The following is a 17,283-nucleotide window of genomic DNA, read 5'->3' as shown; positions in this document are numbered from 1 at the left end:
TGCCACACGCGACAGCTGACCCCCGAATCACTCAATATAAAGAGACTGAGCAAACGGACCATTTCTGATGCTCCTGAAAACAACCACCGTGTAAACAGTTCTATGGCACCCCAACCGCGTACAGCAACTCAGGACGTGAGCGCGTCGATCAGCGAACAATTCGTTGAGCGCAGTACGATGGGCGCGTTCAATACTCGTCGAGTTTGACGTATGTTCGAACGAAGGGGGAAAGCTCGTTCAAGGAACCAGTAGCATGGACGATTCCAAGGTCGTTGAGTGCATGTTGGTCTTTGGTGTCCAGAGACTCGCCAAGGGGGTGGAGAACTGTTTGAAGCACATCGTGGTACCGTGAAGTAAGGAATTCCCGGGCAACGACGTGGACATTTGCGATATTTCAAGTTGAGTGGATTGACTCGTGGTGATCGGGGTTTCGGTGGTCGACGTGGGTTCGTGGGTAGCTCATAGTGCACCTCTTCCAACGTGGCGTTGAGCATTAACATTCCGAGCAGTCAGACTCGAGACTGCAGCTGTGTAGGTTTAACCAACACGCCGCCGGCAATACGGCCGGATGTTGGTTAACACGAAGAACACGGGATTCAGGAACTATTCTCGGAAACAGGATCCAAACAGAGGCTACCCGGGACTGTGCCGGGATTGGAGGGAATCAAGTCGAATTCCCTGAAACGCGGAAGCGACACGCCGCGGCTTATCGAGAAAGTGGACCTCTAGTCGAGTATGGGAGAACACTCAACGTCGAACCGATTGGCGGTGGACCAGCCGACACGGGGAGCCGACCGCAATCGGTCCCTCGCTGACCAGGCCGATCCGGCTACGGACGGGATGTTGTTGCCGTCACTCGGCGACGGCATCACGCTGCTCGACGTCGAGGGAGGCCGCGGCGTCCCAATCCTGCAGTCGCTCGTGCTCGACCATCTCCTCCTGCACGACGGGCCCGCCTTCTGGGTCGACGCAAATGGTCACGCGACGACGACGACACTCGCTCAGATCGCGCCCAGTCAACGGTTGCTCAACCGAATCCACGTGGCACGCGGATTCACCGCCTACCAGCACTACGGCGCCGTCTGTGATCTCCCGTCAGCGGTGAACAAGTCGATCCAGATGTCCACCGCCGATTCAGGGACGGCCGGTCGAGGGGCACCAGGTCACGACGAGGACACGTCGCCCCACACGCCCGCCCTCATCGTCGCACCGGCCGTCGACGCCCAGTACCGCGCCGACGATACCCTCGGCGAGGCCCACGCGAAAATCCTTCAGGCTCGAACTCTCGCCCGGTTGGCGACCTACGCCGAGGGGTACGACATCCCGGTGCTCATTACGCGAAACGAACGAAACGAATTCACCGAGCCGGTCGCGACGGTCGCCGACCACCATCTGGAGTGCGAGCAAACTCGGATAGGCCCACGGGTCGTCGGCGAGGACTTCGAGACGCTCGTCTATCCCGTCGACGACGGCGCGTACTACCAGACGACGTTCGCGTACTGGCGGCAGCTGCTCGCGGCACGCGCCACGCAGGTCGGCGTGGAACCGAGGACGCCGGCGCCATCGACGCCGACCCCAGAGGGTGTCGGCACGGGGGTCACCGCTGACGGTGAGACGGTGGCGGCCACCGCGGACCCCTTGCTCGATGCGTGGACCGCAACTGGGGCAGGAGGACGATAGCGATGGGGCGGACGAACCCAACCTACCGAGATGCGCTGCGGGCCATCGAAGAGCGCTGGGCGGAGTTCCGCCGGGCACTGCGGCGTCGCGACCAGCCGCGCTTCGACCGGCTGTTCGAGTACGCCCGCGAACACGCCGACGCGAGCGGGCTATTGAACCACCAGAACCCGCTGCTGCCGGCGCTGTTCAGCATCGATCTCGAACAGGAGGCCCGCCTCGACGACCACGAGGAACGTCTAGCAGAGCTTGAGCAACAGCTTTCGGAAACCGTGGTCGAACAACAGCAATCGCCTACCGAAGGCACCACTGGAGGATCAAAATGACTCAGTTGACGACAATCGCCTTCGACATCGAAACAACGGGATTTCAGGCCGGTGATGAACTCACAGTAGTTGGGTTTGACTCGGCGGTCTCGTCGCGAGTGTTTCTCCATACCGGAACGGCACCACAAGCAGACCTCGCGGATCGGCTCAACGACGCCCTCCAGACACCGGTACAGCTCTCACTCCATGACAGCGAACAGGGCCTCCTGAACGAACTGGCAACGTTTGTCGCATCGACACTCACTCAACGTGATGCAAAGCTCGTTGCATACAACGGTGAGCGGTGGAACGGAGGATTCGACCTCCCGTTCCTTCGCACACGGCTCTGTACACACGGCCTCGACTGGCCGTTTGGCACGTTGCCATACGTCGACGTGATGGACGTCTTCGAGACACGCTTCAATACGAGTGAAGACACGCTGAGTGGCGTATACGACGAACTGATCGGCGCCGGATTGAACGAGCTGGATCCATTCACCGACAGTAGCGAGGCAGTCACAGCATGGGAGGAGGGGGCCTACGGGCCACTCATCACTCACAACGTCGCCGATATCCGACGAACTCGAGCGTTGATGGAGCTTGCAGAACGGTATTGCTCAAAGTCAGATTTCTCTATGAAGTCGCTGGAGCCGATCGCTTGAAGAAATCGCGTCTCAGTAGAGATTCGTGGAGGAAAGCACTTGGATTGGTTCCTACGGCGGGTTGCGACCTGCATTGAGAGGTTCATACGAATTCGTGTGGTAGGCGACCCGCCAGAGTTTGAGGACGGCGCGAGTGACTAACTCTTCGGGAGACTGTGTGATACAAGACTCCTCGACCTTGTCTGGGTCAGAATTCGCATTCGGCGGTGGGTGGTAGTGTTCTAATCCGGGGACGTGGATGTAGTCGCCTGCGTGTGGGTGCTTCCCCCAGCGCAGATTCACCCCTTCCGTGTCGGTGTAGTGGAATTTGTAATCATCTCGTGTCGTCCACTGGATGTCGATTCGGGCCTCATCGGCCGCACATAGTCCGTCGTCAAGCACAACTTCGAGGACGGATGGATGGAGGTAGTCGTCGAGTTCAGCTGTTGCGAGCGGTTCCATCTCCTCGACGACGTCACGAATCGTCAGTAGCGCCGGCCGATCCGTAGCCCCCCGGAGAGTATGGGTTTCTGCTTGGTCAGACGAATCTCGCATTGCTCAGGCAGGGACGCTGTCGTCAGTCGAGCGATGATCGGTGTCGACGAACTGCTCAGCGTTCCCAATCGAGAGGGCAGCGTTCGCAAACGCGAGGTTCCGCCGGAGCGTCTTCCACTCACGAATTGTCTCTGGGTCGATCTCCTCCTGTGGGGATCCGGCCTCGGTAAGAGCCTGGTTCGTCTGCTCGACCGCCAATTCTTCTGGCGAGTCCACACCGAATTCGGACCGGTACTCGGTGAGCTGCTCGCGCATTTCCTGGATTCGTGTCACGAGTTCGTCAGTCGAGACATGCTCGAGGATGTCGGCAGCCTGTTCGACAACGAGTGATTCAGGTGAGCGACGATAGAGCGTACCACCCTGGTCGCCAGGTGCCGTCTCGACAAATCCTTCGTCAGCGAGTGTGTTCAGGTGCTTTCGCGCGGTCTTTGGAGCGGTCCGTGCATCGTCAGCCACCGCATCAGCTGAGACGGGACTGTACGTATGCGCGACGACGTGTCGAATGCGCTCGTAGGGCGTTGTTTCGGCCTCCCATTCCTCACCGACCGCCTCGTTGATGTCCCCAAACTCCTCCGGCGGGTTTCGGTCGCTCATATGGAAACGCACGGGATAGAGGAACATAGTCCTTTGGTACATTCCTATATTACTTCTATTGGAGAGTACACCGACTGAATCCAACGATATGAATTCCGGAAACCGTTCAGAGATAACGGAGAACGGACAAACGGCCAGAGAACACCAGTAGAGGCGCCCTTGGAGGCCTACGTTGAAATCCGGAAACGACACGCCATCGCTTATCGGCGACTCGAACGTCAGAGAGACGTAGATGCCGTTCAGCATCGACTTCCTGGATGACGGCCGCGTCCTGGAGTGGGAGGCAACCGCCGACGGCGCCGTCGCGACCGAGCGCGATGACTACACCCCGCGTTTCTACGTCGCTCCTCGCGACCCAGCGTCCGGCCTCGACCTCACGACACTTCAGTCGGTGTACGACCAGCACCCGGATGTCGTCGCGACCGAGCTGGTTGCGCGACGGCCGGACTTTCGACGAGACGAGGAGGCCGTTCTCGCGGTCGACGTCGCCCACATCGACCGCGTCACTCCACTCGCCCGGCAAGCGCGCCAGCTGTCGGACTATCCAGTCGGGGATCTCGCTTGTTTCAACGTCGACTTCTCGCGAGAGTTCCGGTACTGTCTGGAGACCGGCGCCGATCCGACGCCGGCGAGCGAGCTGTCGACGCTCCGGCTCAGCGTCCCGGTGACCGAAACGAGCAACGACGTCTACGAGAAACTACACGTCGCCGGCGACGCCGTCACCGGCTCGCCAACGGATCTCCTGACCGCCGTCCAAGGGGCACTCGAAGCGCACGATCCAGATGTTCTGATCTCCTCGACGAGCGAGATCGTCCCGACCCTGTACGAGATGGCGACGGACGCCGGCGTCCACGACTTCTCGCTAAGTCGGTGGCCGGACGTCGACTATCAGCAGCTCGCGAGCCGGTCGACGTACTCGAGCTACGGCCGCGTCGGTCACTCGCCGGCGCGGTACAACGTCCCCGGGCGGGCGATCATCGACCAGTCGAACACGTTCTTCTACGGGGAGACCAACCTCGACGGCGTTCTCGACCTCGTGTCGCGCTCAAAGAAGCCCATCCAGGAACTTGCGTGGGCGTCGATCGGGAACGTGCTCACGGCGATCCAGATCTGCGAGGCCCACGACCGCGGCGTCCTCGTCCCATGGAACTCCTGGCGCCACGAGTTCTACAAGCCGATGGGGACGCTCCACGACGCCGACCGCGGCGGGTTCATCTTCGCGCCCGAGGTCGGCCTCCACGAGAACGTCCATGAACTCGACTTCTCCTCGTTGTACCCGAACATCATCTGTACCCGGAACGTCTCGCCGGACGTCATCCGGTGTGACTGCCACAGCGACCGCGACGACGTCCCCGGCCTCGGGTACTCGATCTGCGACGACCGGGGCTACCTCGTCGACGTGCTGCAGCCGATCATCGACGCTCGCGACGAGATCAAGGCGGCCATCCGTCGCGAGAAGGATCGAGACAACCCCGACGAGGAGCGGCTGGCAGAACTCGAGGGGCGGTCGGGAGCGCTAAAGTGGATCCTCGTCGCCTGCTTCGGCTATCAGGGGTTCAGCAACGCGAAGTTCGGCCGCATCGAGTGCCACGAAGCGATCAACGCGTTCGCTCGCGAGATCCTACTAACGGCGAAACAGCGACTGGAAGCCGGCGGCTGGCGCGTCGTCCACGGCATCGTCGACTCCATCTGGGTGACCCCGGACCCCGACGTCGACGACGCGGACCGCGAGGACCTCGAGGCGCTCGCGACGGAGATTACGGAACGCGTCGAGATTCGGCTCGAACACGAGGCTCACTACGACTGGGTGGCGTTCGTCCCGCAGCGCGAGAGCGACGCCGGGGCGTTGACGAAGTACTTCGGCAAAGTCGCTGGCGACGACGAGTTCAAGATCCGAGGCATCGAAGCTCGGCAGCGTTCGACCCCGCCGTTCATCGAGGACGTCCAGCGGGACTGTCTCGAACGGCTCGATGCCACGCGGTCACCGGATGCGGTACTCGGACGGCTCGAACGAGCAATCGACGAACTGCAGACGGGCAACGTAGCAGTGGAGCGGCTCGTCGAGCGGAATCGTGTCTCCAAGCCGCTGGAAGGCTACTCACAGAACACCCAGAACGTGGCCGCCTTGAAACGAGCTCGCGAGCAGGACCTGGCAGTCCATCCGGGCCAGGATATCGAGTACGTGGTCCTCGACGACGAGAAGACCTCGCGAGAACGGGTCGCGTTGGCTCACGAGGAGATCGAGTCGTACGATCCGTCGTACTACGAAACGCAGCTGGTCAGAGCTGTCGAAAGTGTGTTGTCACCGCTTGGCTGGGATCGCTCGAAGATCCGTCGCGAGCTCGCAGAGACACGGGTGCCGGAGCTGACGGCGTTCGGGGCCTGCGAGCAAGATTAACCAACACAGGGATCGATTGAGAGAGCTTTGTTGGTTAACCACGATTCTCACGATGACGAACACCCATACCCCGTATGCGATATAATTCTCATCGTCCAAACTGGCGCCCATAGCTGTATGTTCGACTGAGAGTGGCAAAGTGGGTTACTCTAGAGTGAACTATCCCACCCTACCGCTCGCCTGACAGCTCGCGCTTGAGGGTGGGGCTTCCTGTTTCCACGACGCGCTTTGCATCCGCAACAGAGGACACAGGGAGCGCAGTCTCCACAGGCGTTGATTCGGAGCGTCCCGCTCCTAACCGCTTATTCACACCACGAGAAAGAATGTTCCACGCCGCGTTCGCGTCTCTATCCGCCTCAAACCCACACGCCGGACACGAGTGTTCGCGCACCCACAGCGGCTTGCCCGTCGAAACACCGCAGGACGCGCATTCCGTGGTGGTTCCTGCCGGATCTACGGCGACGAAGTGCGTGCCTTCGCGCTCGCATTTGTATTCTAGCATCCGCAGGAACGTCCCCCACGCCGCCCCTGCGCGGTTCCGTGAGTTGCCGGGGAGTTCGACCAGTCCGGCGGCGTCCAAGTCCTCTACGGCCACAAGGTCGTATTCTCGGGCGTAGTAGTTCGACAACTTGTGGAGGAAGTCGCGGCGCTTACTCTTCAACTCGGCGTGACGCTCGGCCACGACCCGGCGCTGTTTCTCCCAATTCGCAGACCCGTGTTCCTTCCGCGAAAGGTCGCGCTGTGCGCGTTCCAAGCGTTCGCGCTCATCGGATAGGTCGAGGGATTCGATGGCGGTCCCGTCGGTGTCGTGGGCGTACTTGAGAATCCCAACGTCGATTCCGACGCGCTTCTCGGGGTTCTCCGGTTTCTCCGGCGGGTCGTCCGGAGTTTCGACGCCGAGAATGGCGTACCACTTCCCAGTCGGTTCTTGCTTGACGGTGACTGTCTTGATTTCGGTGTCGTTGGGTAGGTCGCGGTGGAACGTGAGTGGGACTTCTCCTAGTTTCGAGAGCCATAGTTTTGTCCGACCGCTCGTGTTCTTGAGCTTGAAGCCGGATTGACTGTAGGTGAAACTGCGGTACTCGTTCGGTGCTTTCCACTTGAGCGTCCCCACGCGGTAGCCATTCTCTTTGCGGCCGCGAAGCGTCGAGAGGTTGTCGTACAGCCGTTGTACGACCTTCTGTAGCACCTTCGAGTGAACGTGTTTCAGGTCGTTCCACCATTTCTTGAGACTCGGCAGGAGTTTCTGTTCGCTGTATACCGAGGTGTTGTCGGTGCGGTTGAGTCGGTGAAGGAAGTGGTTGTAGACCTGTCTACAGGTATCGACAGACCACGCTAACCGTTGTTCGAGGGCGTCGGACGGGTGGAGTCGGTACCTGTAGTTGTAGTTCATCGAGTGTGCTACTCGTCGGGTTCGGTGGTCCGGACGACTTTCACGTCTGCGCCACGCCAACCCTTCGGGACGAGAACGTGAGCGCCGTTGCCGGTGGCTTTGGCCGTCCCGTCGATGACTTCATGACCTTCGATTTCGTGTCTGTCCATCACCAATGTTTATATTATGTTTTAACATAAAGATGGCGGTGGGCCTGTAGGCCGAGCGTCGGACGGGTTTGCTACCTGTGCGGCGTTTACGAGAGCAAAGCTCTCGTGTGCGGACGAGACGCACAGCGTCTCGTCAACGCTGTATCCCCTCCCTACTCGCTCGCTCCGCTCGCTCGTTGAGGAAGGGGCCTTATCGCCTCAATTCAGGTAAACTACGAAGATCCTCATCTATTTAACCAACTAATCCGCGTCTAATCGCATCTCGTGTTGGTTAATAGCCTTGATGACTTTCCCTCGACTACTTAGACACATTCGCCTACGTTGGCACCCCACAGATACATTCGTGCCCTTGTCGAGACCGCCCAGTCACGTATGCATGAATCTCGGTGGCGAGCTCATACATCGCGTCAGCACGCGATGCTGAGGCGAGCCCGTCCTGATAGTACGTTTTTGCCCGGTGGTCACGCCAGAGATCTGCGAGATCAGCCCCATCGATTCCCCGAAAACACCGGTCACCGCCGCCTCTCGGTAGACACCAGGATGCGTTCCGGGGAGATCGTCCGGCTGCATCGTGCCGCGTTCGAGGAGGCGGAATTCCACGGTCCGTTCGATAGCGACGAACGACGCTTCGATGACGAGGGTGTAGTAGCTTGCATCCTGAAGCGCCTCGGCGCCGGCGAGCAAGCGACAGGCCTTCCGCAGCTGAAGGAGGGCGGCATCCTCGACATCAAGTCCGGCCTCGATATCTGTTGGGCGGCGGTCGAACGCGGCTTGCACGTTGTCGATGAGTTGCTCGATTCGCGTACTACTCATCGGCGACGACCTCCTTTCGGAGCGAGTCAAGGTCGCCGCTGCCGTACACCGTAATACCCTCCCCGAATATTTCGCGGAGTTTTGACCCGGCTCTGCGTGCGCTCTCGGCGGATTCAACATACGGCTCGAACGCGAATCGGTCACCGTCGAAGCGTTCAGACTGGAGATCAGCAACGACGTTAGTAATTCGTCGGCGAGCTGTCGTCCGGTCGCCATCGACGACGACGAAACAATCAATGTCGCTCTGGCGGTCAGCCTCGCCCCGAGCGACGCTCCCGAAAATAACGATACCGAGGAGGTCGTCGACGTCGTCGCCTTCGACAAAACAGGGACGCTCACGAAAGGTGAGCTCACCGTCACTGACGTCGTTCCATTGAACGAGAATTCGGAGGAAGACGTCCTGCGGTGTGCCCGCGGGCTCGAACAACGGAGCGAACATCCCATCGGCGAGGCGATCGTCGCTGAGGCCGGCAGCATGGGAGTCGCCGAGCGCGAGATCGATGATTTCGAGAGCATCACCGGCAAGGGCGTCCGGGCCGACCTCGACGGGACGCCCCACTTCGCTGGCAAGCCGGGGCTGTTCGAGGAGCTGGGATTCGACCTATCACACGTCCACGCGACCACTGACGGCGGTGTCGTCACCCAGACAGCCAGGCAGATGTGCGACCTGAACAACTGCCTCGACCTTCTCGACGAGACCGTCCCCGAACTCCAAGCAGAAGGGAAGACCGTTGTCCTCGTTGGAACCGAAGACGAACTCGAAGGCGTCATCGCAGTCGCCGACGAGATCCGACCGGAAGCGAAGCGAACAGTGACGCGACTCAAGCAACTCGGCGTCTCCCGAACGGTGATGCTGACGGGTGACAACGAGCGGACTGCCCGCGCGATCGCCGAACAGGTCGGCGTCGACGAGTACCAAGCCGAATTGCTCCCCGAAGAGAAGGTGACCGCGATCGAGGAGCTCGTCGACGAGTACGACGGCGTTGCGATGGTCGGGGACGGTATCAACGACGCGCCGGCGCTCGCCACCGCCACAGTCGGCGTGGCGATGGGGGCAGCCGGGACCGACACGGCGCTGGAGACTGCAGATATCGCTCTGATGGGCGATGACCTCGCAAAGCTCCCGTACCTCTACGAACTCGCAAACGATGCGAACGGCGTCATCCGGCAGAACATCTGGTCGAGTCTCGCTGTAAAAGCCGGGCTGGCAATGGCAGTCCCGTTCGGATACGTCCCTATCTGGCTCGCTGTCCTCGCTGGCGACGCCGGGATGACGACGGCCGTCACCGGGAATGCGATGCGACTCTCTCGAATCACGCCGGAGACAGACACCGAAACTAACGCTCTGGAGGGATAATATGGGGACAGAGAACGAGGAAACTGTGAATTCCCATATGGTGGCCGACCAGCGAGAATACCCGTTCGGACTCTCGTCTCCGCAGTTTGCCGTCCTCGTAGTGCTCATTGGGCTCATCGGCCCCGGTTTGTTGGTATACACTCTCGAACAGGCGAACCTCTCTGCCGTAGCTGATCTCGTGTGGATCGTCGGCTATGGCACAACCATATTTGTCGTTTGGTTCATCTGGCTTCGTCCGCTCGACTTCAGTGGCTCCTCCGCCCAGGATACATCGCTCACCGAGGAATCGGAACAGTCCGACACAGCACCTGAAGAAGGCGATAGCGAGACCGAACCCTCGGACCGTACTGAATCATCGGCGGAGGATTCGCCGTTGGCGACCGAAGATAGGTCGAAGGAGTCTACTCAAGAAAACCCAGAGTCCTCAGATTCGAAATAGCTCTCCCTCCAAAATGAATGTATGAGCCCCCACGAGCATACACAAGATACGGCAGAACACGAATCCGCGTCTGCAACAGGTGGCAGTACGCGCCGGCTTGCACTCGTCGCGGTCGTCAATTTCCTTGGATTCGTCGTCGAATTGGCTGGTGGACTCCTGTTCGGGTCGGTCGCGCTTATCAGCGACGCACTCCACATGCTGTTCGATATGCTGGCGTACGCGATGGCGTTCGGCGCGAGCTATACCGCCGAACGGTTCGAGGGTGGCGAGGCGTGGTCGTACGGTCTCCACCGACTGGAGCCGGTTGCGGCCTTCCTGAACGGCGTCTTGCTCCTCCCGATGGTCGGATACATCGTCTGGGAGTCCTACCAGCGGTTCCTCGAGCCGGTGGCGATCAATCCAGAGTTGACGCTGATCATCGCGACGGGTGGCCTGCTGGTGAACATCGGCTCCGTGTACGTGTTGCAGGGTGGTGAGATGAGTCTCAACGAACGCGGGGCGTTCTACCACCTGCTCGGTGACGCCGGGGGATCTGTTGCGGTAATCGTCTCGACTGCCGCCGTCGCAGTGTTTGACCTCCCTATCGCAGACCCCGTGGCGGCCGTGCTCATCGGGCTGCTGGTGCTCGCGTCGGCTGGGAACGTCCTCCGAGAAAGCACCTCGATCCTGTTGGAACGGAGCCCGGTGTCGTCCGAAGAACTCCGGGATGAATTGACGACACTCGATGGTGTCGACCAGATCGAGGATCTCCACGTCTGGCAAGTCTGTAGTCAACTCACCGTGGCAACCGTCCGGTTCACCGATACGGCGACCACTCTCGAAGAGCAACGGGGGATTCGATCCCGAGTCCACGACCATCTCACGAATCGAGGGATCGATCATGCGACCGTCGAGTTCGTCGGCCACGTCGACCTCGACACTGACCCTGCCGGCACCACGAACCACTCCCACTAACCATGTCCATCACAGCGTCCAGTCGAATGTTTGAGGTACTGGACGAAACGAATGAGAACATCATTGCGATTCGCGTCGGGCGGGGCACGCGAGCAGGATACCAAGAGCTGTACTCGCTCCTCGTCGAAAAGAGCGACCAGTACGAGCATATCCACGTGTATGAGGAAGTTCCGAACTGGACGTTCAGGACGTTTCTCACACATCTCCACGGAGTGGTTCCCGATCTCCGGTACGGTTCTGACTTCGATATCGCCCGGTACGCCGCAGTCGGAGACTCGAGATGGGCGAAACTCCTCTTCGACTGGTGGCGTGCGATCCGACCGATCTGGCCAGTTTCGCCCGACAAGATGCGATATTTCGACGTTACGGAACGCGGGCGAGCTCTCGACTGGCTTCGGGAAAAGGTTTAGTTACGAATACGGTCGACGCCGCCGACGACGATGAGGAGCGCAGAGACAAGCGTCAGGCCGAGTTGTGGTTCCCGGAACCAGAATGGCGTTGACGGAACGACTGCCCGAAGCCCGACCAGCAGTAGTGAGAGGCCCGGCACGCCGGCGTCAGGGCTGTCGACGCTGCTTCCCTTAGTCGTGTACTTCGGGGCTCCGACAGACTCACCGTAGGGCAGTCGGTCGGCTTCGTATGGAATACGCTCTGTTCGAACGCTCCAGACGACAGTCCCGGATTCGTCGACCTCTACGAGTCGCCGGTTGAGCGTGTCGGTGATGAGCGTGTTTCCGTTCGGGAGTCGATCCGCATCCCGGGGCCAATCGAGCTCGACACCCGCTGCCCGATCAAGAGCCCACGCTGGCTCCCATTTACCGGCCTCCGTTCGATGCAGTTCCACGACTCGGTCGTTCTCGTTATCAGCGACGAGGACGGCACCATCCCCGAGCCACTGGGGGTTGTGCTGGTGGTTGAGCACGTCGGGGTCACCACATCGAATATCGCCATCATTGTCATAGTCGTTCAACTGGCCGGATTTCCGGCAATTGGCATCGTTCGAATCGGTCGTATCCTCATTGATAACCTCAACGACGCCCTCGCCGCGCTCGATAACGAGAAGCTGGTTGGCATTCCGTACTGAGACGAGATAGCGCCCAGGGCCGATGACGTCCACGTCGTTGATGTGCAGCCAGTCGGTCGTCGTCGGATCTTGTGGGGCGTCGTAGAACGAACTCGCATTCCACTGCCACGTAACTTCGCCGTTCTTGACAGTAAAGATACGCTCGTACTCCATATCCGTCACAAGGTATTCTCCCGTCTGAAGTCGTTCGACATCGTGGACTTCGCTGTTCTTGTTCGTTCGCACCGGGAAGCTATACTCCGAAAGCACCCGAGTGTCTTGACCGGGGTCGATGACTCGGAATCCCGTTCGGTACAGGGAGACTCGTACGGTCCGCACGAAGCGTACCCGCTGTCCATAAACCCAGCTAACACTGTTCCGTTCTCTGTTTGCGTGACGTCGAAATAGGTATCAGCACTCGATTCACGCCAGGTAGTGTTCGTACCGTTGAGGAGGTAGACGCTGCCGTATTCGTGCCAGCCTGGGCCACCCCCCTGAGACCCGACCAAGGTTCGGGACGTCTGATCTGTCTCCGAAGCCGTCCCAATCGCAGGGGCGAGCATTGCACTGCTAACAAGCGTGAGAACGAACAGAACCACGCCGAAAAGGATTAGGTAGCTACCCCGACGGAGATCAGGAACGGCACCATTCGGAACGGAGTTCATTTCTGGATATACAGCGAGTACATGATGACCGCGAGGCCAAGGGCGACGAACAGGCTATTGATGAGTACGCCGAGGGCCAATCCGACAGAAAAGAACTGATTGGCCACTCCAGTCAGGATTGCCCCGAGTGTGATGATACCGAACCCGACACCAAGGACGCGGAGCGAGTCCTCACCCGTACGTCGATAGGCTTTAAATGCAATGTAGGTGATCCCGCCACCGAGAAGCAGGATTACGAACTTGACGACTGCAATCGCCGTGATGACGCCGTTCATACTTCGTCCCCCATCATCGACCAGATATCTGCAAGCCGTTCGTCGGTAGATTGCGGCGGCCGATCGACATTCACTGAAAACGTACCTGTGTCGTCCATAGAGATCGTGACGTCCTCGAACGACCGTTCGTAGTAGGTAACCCGTCCACCTCCAGGGTTGATCGTCTCTTGTTCTCGAACGAGGGAAGCGGAACTGAGGAGTTCTAATTTTCGATACAGCGTCGACTTGGGGATGTCACATGCGTCGAGGAGTGCGTTCGCAGTCATTGGTTCGATAGTTTCCCGGAGAATAGTCCGACACGCGGGATCATCCAGCGCATCGAGGACATCCTGCAGCTCCGAAGGGTCCTCGGAAGACACTGAATTATCTCCCATTATTCGAGAATACGTGTTCGTCGGGAAATGGAGTCCGATTATGGACGAGAGGCTCCATCGGCACCCCGTATTCATTACGGATCCGGGCTGGGGAGTGTTGATGGCTGATCCATCCAATGAGGGCAAACATAGTGACACAGTTATGAAACGTTATGATTCCTGTTGAGTTTCGAGTCGTTGTTCGCCGGCGTCGGTAATCTCGTAGAGACCCCTCCCGCGCGGAACAATACAGCCCTCACTGTGGAGATGAGTACACGCTTGGTTGATAGTGATCGGGTGCCCATCGACGATATTAGTGATCTCCATCACATGGCAAGGTGACTCGTCAACGAGCACCTCCAATACTTCGATCTCGGTCTGTATTGAGAACACGGTCATAGTAAATAACGTGTCATTGGTATATCCGTAGCTGTATTTCGCCCGCAAAGGCCGGCCGGTCAGTCATGCTGCGCGTACACCTCGAGAAGCTCTTGGTATCGATTCCGGATCGTGACTCGACTCACGTGGGCGACCTCACTCACCGTCTCCTGTGTGAGCTGCTCGTTCGTGAGGTGGGTCGCAGCATACAGCGCGGCAGCCGCCAACCCGGCTGGACTTTTCCCACTGTGGACGGCATTATCTGTAGCTACCTCAAGCAGTTCCCGCGAGCGCCGTTCTGCTTCGTCGCTCACGTCAAGCGATGACGCGAATTGTGGGATATATTGCGTGGGGTCCTCGGGCTTGATCTCCAGCCCGAGTTCTCGGGACAGATATCGGTACGCTCGCTGGATCCGGATTTTCTCGACACGGCTGACGTCGGCGAATTCAGTCAGCGGCCGTGGCATTCCGTGTTGTCGGGCAGCCGCGTACAACGACGCCGTCGACATTCCTTCGATCGAGCGACCCGGGAGCAGGTTCTGCTCTACAGCACGTCGGTACAGGACGCCTGCAGTTTCCCGAACCGATTCCGGAAGTCCCAGGGCGGACGCCATACGACTGATCTCCCCAAGCGCTTGCTTGAGATTCCGCTCGTGGGCATCCTTCGTCCGGAACCGCTCGTCCCACGTCCGAAGGCGCTGTAATTGAGCACGTTTGCGACCCGAGACCGCCTGTCCATAGGCGTCCTTGTCCTGCCAGCCGATAGTCGTGCTGAGTCCCTTGTCGTGCATCAGCTGCGTCGTCGGAGCCCCGACCCGACTCATTTCATCGCGTTCATCTGACGTGAACGCACGCCACTCAGGACCGTGGTCGATTGGATTATCTTCAAAAACCAATCCACAGCTTTCACAGGTCGCCTCACCGCTATCGCCATTCTGGGTGATATGGCCCTGACACTCGGGACAGGTGTTGTCGTTAGCAGACTTCACCTCACGGTCGCGTTCATCTATTGACCGTTCCTGGGTATGTTCTTGAGACATCATAATCTCGGCCTATAGGGGTTTTCCCTACAAACCGTGGGTTTTCTTAACAGTCCCGTGGGACGGCTCCTCAATGAATCGCTGGCGGTGTCCCACTCGCTGGGAATCCGGCCTAACACTTTGTCTCCAAGACATCAACTCCTCACACCGCAAGTCAACGTCCCTACCCACTATTATGTCTCAAGCCCGACTCCGCTGGCACGATTTGCGAACCACAATTTCACAGATTCCGGTCGAGTACAGGCATATCGCCGGTTTCACGCTACTAGTGACGTATATCGTGATGCTTCTCGGAGCCTACACTAGTGCAATCGGTGCTGGACTTTCCTGTCCTGATTGGCCAACCTGCTACGGGACGTGGGTTCCCTTCCTTCAACCCGAGATCATTGCTAACTCGCCATACTCTGCACTCCAAATCTTCGCTGAGTGGGCTCACCGTGGACTGGCGATGACGGCCGGGGTTCTGATCGTCGGCACGACCCTTGGAGCGTGGGTGACACACCGGAATACCCCGATTGTCAAATGGTCGGCCACGGCCGCTCTCGCCCTCCTTCCGTTACAGGTTATCCTCGGAGGATTGACCGTCACGGAAGATCTCCAACCGATCATCGTGACGACTCATCTTGGCGTGGCAATTCTTATTCTCCTCTGTCTCCTGACGACCTGCCTCGTCGCATATCTCCGCCGCTGATGCCCCTTGCGTATAACACAATGCCACAGATACCGACGATTCAGCTCACTATGAGAGCAGAACACGGAGCCTATGAAATCTACACTTGGAGTAGTGATCACGAATGACTGCCCATACCTGCCCGATCTGTACAGATCAATTCGAAACAGCGGGAGCAGCGCGCGACCACACATGGAACGCTCACAGCGCATACCACTATTGTGGTGAACAATTCGGTGACGAAACTGACGAGCAGCTCTATAGACACTGGCTCGTCGCGCACCCCGACGACCTCTCACGTGTGGATTACAAACGGGCTGAGACAGTCGTTGATTCACTCACGTTCTCAGAGCGGCTCTCCGAGGGAGGTGTCGGGGCTGCTGTCGGAGGACTAACCCGCCGACAGCTTCTCCTCGGCGGTGGTGGTGCCGCCACTGCCGGTCTCGTGATCGGCGCCACCGCTCTCTCTAACAATACGAGTACTGAGCCGGATGACGACGCGACTGCTGGAGGTGATACGGGTGCCGTTACCACTGCCCCGATTCCCGACTCGCCTGGAGACTTCCGCTATGCGACGATGGGGTCTGCTGATGCCGATGTCACGGTCACATACTTCGGGAGCTGGAAGTGTCCGTACTGCGCCCAGTTCAGTACGGAGATGCTTTCACAACTCGTGACGGACTACGTGGAACCAGGAACAGTCGCGCTCGAGTTCCGCAATCTCGCATATATCGGTGGCGACCCGTTTTTGGGCCCCGATGCACCGGCAGCCGGTCAGGCCGGATTAGCCGTCTGGAACACCGACCCAGCCTCGTACTGGCCGTTTCACGAATACGTGTTCCGGAATCAGCCGCCCGAAAGCGACCAGTGGGCGACCGCCGATAGGCTGGTTGAGTTTGCTCAGGCAGCAGGCGTCTCCGAGACAGCGTCGATCCGCAGGGCGATCCAAGAAAACCAGTACGACGACGCGCTTCGGGCGACTGACAGGGCTGCGAGCGATTCCGGTGTCGACGCCACACCCACGCTCCTCATCAATGGCACGACGGTCAACCCACTCGGAAACGAAGAGCGAGCAAGACAGTTGATCGAAGATGCAGCTGGATCAAACTGAGTCATGGATGTCCGACGGACGATTCTGGCTTGCAGGCGGGGCAGGCGTCGCGGCGATTGCAACCTTCGGAAGCCTCTGGTTCAGTCTCGGCCTCGGTCTCGTTCCGTGTACCCTCTGCTGGTACCAACGTATCCTCATGTATCCGCTCGTCGTCGTTCTCGGCGTTGCCGTTCTCGAGAGCCACAACACAATCTGGCGAACGGTCGTTCCACTGACCGTGATAGGAGCTTCAATCGCGGGATATCACTCCGTACTCCAAGCAACAACGGCCTCATGCACCTTTGCTGGCCCCTGTGCAGTCGTCCAGTGGCAGGCACCAGTACTCGGACTCACGATTCCGAATCTCTCACTCATCGCGTTCGTGTTCGTTACGATTACAGTCCTCGCTGGATCCAACCTCGTCGAACCTGAACGTCAGCTATGAACAAAATCACTACCGCGGGATGTCTTGGA

The 17,283-nt window shown here is 59.2% G+C and carries 17 protein-coding genes and 4 pseudogenes; 11 read left to right on the top strand and 10 right to left on the bottom strand.

The features are described from left to right. Window positions 1-735: 735 nt before the first annotated feature. From ACZ5YD_RS00340 to ACZ5YD_RS00330, 3 genes are read left to right on the top strand one after another with little or no spacing between them, the layout of a single operon-like run. Window positions 736-1,680 (top strand): hypothetical protein, encoded by a 945-nt coding sequence (locus ACZ5YD_RS00340; protein ID WP_379739503.1) that lies wholly within the window; start codon window positions 736-738, stop codon window positions 1,678-1,680. A 2-nt stretch (window positions 1,681-1,682) separates the two neighbouring features. Next, window positions 1,683-2,003, top strand: a complete 321-nt coding sequence (locus ACZ5YD_RS00335; protein ID WP_379739506.1) for a DUF8156 family protein — start codon at window positions 1,683-1,685, stop codon at window positions 2,001-2,003. Beyond that, window positions 2,000-2,644, top strand: coding sequence for a ribonuclease H-like domain-containing protein (locus ACZ5YD_RS00330; RefSeq protein WP_379739509.1), 645 nt, complete (start codon window positions 2,000-2,002; stop codon window positions 2,642-2,644). The genes ACZ5YD_RS00335 and ACZ5YD_RS00330 overlap by 4 nt, the downstream gene beginning before the upstream one ends. A gap of 51 nt (window positions 2,645-2,695) precedes the next feature. Here the strand turns inward: ACZ5YD_RS00330 and ACZ5YD_RS00325 are convergent, their stop codons facing one another. Then, on the bottom strand, window positions 2,696-3,178 hold the full coding sequence (locus ACZ5YD_RS00325) for a toxin-antitoxin system TumE family protein (protein ID WP_379739512.1): 483 nt from the start codon (window positions 3,176-3,178) through the stop codon (window positions 2,696-2,698). 3 nt (window positions 3,179-3,181) lie between these two features. Next, a complete protein-coding gene (locus ACZ5YD_RS00320) occupies window positions 3,182-3,772 on the bottom strand; it encodes a DUF7342 family protein (RefSeq protein ID WP_379739515.1) in 591 nt (196 codons plus the stop codon). Window positions 3,773-4,004: 232 nt separating this feature from the next. Here ACZ5YD_RS00320 and ACZ5YD_RS00315 point away from each other — a divergent pair, with 232 nt between their 5' ends. After that, window positions 4,005-6,170: a type B DNA-directed DNA polymerase gene (locus ACZ5YD_RS00315; protein ID WP_379739518.1), complete on the top strand. Its 2,166-nt coding sequence runs from the start codon at window positions 4,005-4,007 to the stop codon at window positions 6,168-6,170. Window positions 6,171-6,339: 169 nt separating this feature from the next. Here ACZ5YD_RS00315 and ACZ5YD_RS00310 read toward each other — a convergent pair whose 3' ends face one another. From ACZ5YD_RS00310 to ACZ5YD_RS00295, 4 genes and pseudogenes are all read right to left on the bottom strand, one after another. Next, window positions 6,340-7,563 (bottom strand): RNA-guided endonuclease InsQ/TnpB family protein, encoded by a 1,224-nt coding sequence (locus ACZ5YD_RS00310; protein ID WP_379739521.1) that lies wholly within the window; start codon window positions 7,561-7,563, stop codon window positions 6,340-6,342. An 8-nt stretch (window positions 7,564-7,571) separates the two neighbouring features. Beyond that, window positions 7,572-7,712: a DUF2080 family transposase-associated protein gene (locus ACZ5YD_RS00305; RefSeq protein WP_379739524.1), complete on the bottom strand. Its 141-nt coding sequence runs from the start codon at window positions 7,710-7,712 to the stop codon at window positions 7,572-7,574. A gap of 316 nt (window positions 7,713-8,028) precedes the next feature. Beyond that, a pseudogene (locus ACZ5YD_RS00300) lies at window positions 8,029-8,525 on the bottom strand (hypothetical protein). After that, window positions 8,518-8,838 (bottom strand): annotated as a pseudogene (locus ACZ5YD_RS00295) (nucleotidyltransferase domain-containing protein); the annotation flags it as partial. The pseudogenes ACZ5YD_RS00295 and ACZ5YD_RS00300, both read right to left, overlap by 8 nt. Here ACZ5YD_RS00295 and ACZ5YD_RS00290 point away from each other — a divergent pair. The 4 genes and pseudogenes from ACZ5YD_RS00290 to ACZ5YD_RS00275 form a co-directional block, all read left to right on the top strand. Beyond that, window positions 8,827-9,882, top strand: a pseudogene (locus ACZ5YD_RS00290) (heavy metal translocating P-type ATPase); the annotation flags it as partial. The pseudogenes ACZ5YD_RS00295 and ACZ5YD_RS00290 overlap by 12 nt on opposite strands. 1 nt (window position 9,883) lies before the next feature. Beyond that, window positions 9,884-10,321, top strand: a complete 438-nt coding sequence (locus ACZ5YD_RS00285; protein WP_379739527.1) for a hypothetical protein — start codon at window positions 9,884-9,886, stop codon at window positions 10,319-10,321. A gap of 21 nt (window positions 10,322-10,342) precedes the next feature. Continuing rightward, window positions 10,343-11,275: a cation diffusion facilitator family transporter gene (locus ACZ5YD_RS00280; RefSeq protein WP_379739530.1), complete on the top strand. Its 933-nt coding sequence runs from the start codon at window positions 10,343-10,345 to the stop codon at window positions 11,273-11,275. A 26-nt stretch (window positions 11,276-11,301) separates the two neighbouring features. Then, entirely contained in the window at window positions 11,302-11,685 is a 384-nt protein-coding gene (locus tag ACZ5YD_RS00275; protein WP_379739533.1) for a SpoIIAA family protein, read from the top strand. On the opposite strand, the pseudogene ACZ5YD_RS00270 reads toward ACZ5YD_RS00275, so the two are convergent. From ACZ5YD_RS00270 to ACZ5YD_RS00255, 4 genes and pseudogenes are all read right to left on the bottom strand, one after another. After that, window positions 11,682-13,003: pseudogene (locus ACZ5YD_RS00270) on the bottom strand (arylsulfotransferase family protein). The gene ACZ5YD_RS00275 and the pseudogene ACZ5YD_RS00270 overlap by 4 nt on opposite strands. After that, window positions 13,000-13,278, bottom strand: a complete 279-nt coding sequence (locus tag ACZ5YD_RS00265) for a DUF7521 family protein (protein WP_379739536.1) — start codon at window positions 13,276-13,278, stop codon at window positions 13,000-13,002. Before ACZ5YD_RS00265 ends, ACZ5YD_RS00270 begins: the two are co-directional and overlap by 4 nt. Next, window positions 13,275-13,652 carry a helix-turn-helix domain-containing protein gene (locus ACZ5YD_RS00260; protein ID WP_379739539.1) on the bottom strand — a complete coding sequence of 126 codons (378 nt, stop codon included), beginning with the start codon at window positions 13,650-13,652 and terminating at the stop codon, window positions 13,275-13,277. Before ACZ5YD_RS00260 ends, ACZ5YD_RS00265 begins: the two co-directional genes overlap by 4 nt. A 437-nt stretch (window positions 13,653-14,089) precedes the next feature. Next, window positions 14,090-15,052 (bottom strand): transcription initiation factor IIB, encoded by a 963-nt coding sequence (locus ACZ5YD_RS00255; protein WP_379739542.1) that lies wholly within the window; start codon window positions 15,050-15,052, stop codon window positions 14,090-14,092. Between the two features lie 70 nt (window positions 15,053-15,122). On the opposite strand from ACZ5YD_RS00255, the gene ACZ5YD_RS00250 reads away from it, so the two are divergent. The 3 genes from ACZ5YD_RS00250 to ACZ5YD_RS00240 all read left to right on the top strand — a co-directional run bounded on the left by ACZ5YD_RS00250 (window position 15,123) and on the right by ACZ5YD_RS00240 (window position 17,254). Then, window positions 15,123-15,740, top strand: coding sequence for a COX15/CtaA family protein (locus tag ACZ5YD_RS00250; RefSeq protein WP_464384446.1), 618 nt, complete (start codon window positions 15,123-15,125; stop codon window positions 15,738-15,740). Between the two features lie 103 nt (window positions 15,741-15,843). Continuing rightward, the gene (locus ACZ5YD_RS00245) at window positions 15,844-16,830 is read left to right on the top strand and encodes a DsbA family protein (protein ID WP_379739547.1); all 987 of its coding nucleotides are present in this window, start codon (window positions 15,844-15,846) and stop codon (window positions 16,828-16,830) included. Between the two features lie 7 nt (window positions 16,831-16,837). Continuing rightward, window positions 16,838-17,254 (top strand): disulfide bond formation protein B, encoded by a 417-nt coding sequence (locus ACZ5YD_RS00240; RefSeq protein WP_379739550.1) that lies wholly within the window; start codon window positions 16,838-16,840, stop codon window positions 17,252-17,254. Window positions 17,255-17,283: the final 29 nt, after the last annotated feature.

The organism is Halopenitus salinus (assembly GCF_055397165.1).
The sequence above is the reverse complement of the archived record's forward strand: the minus strand, read 5'-3'. Positions and strand labels throughout refer to the sequence as shown.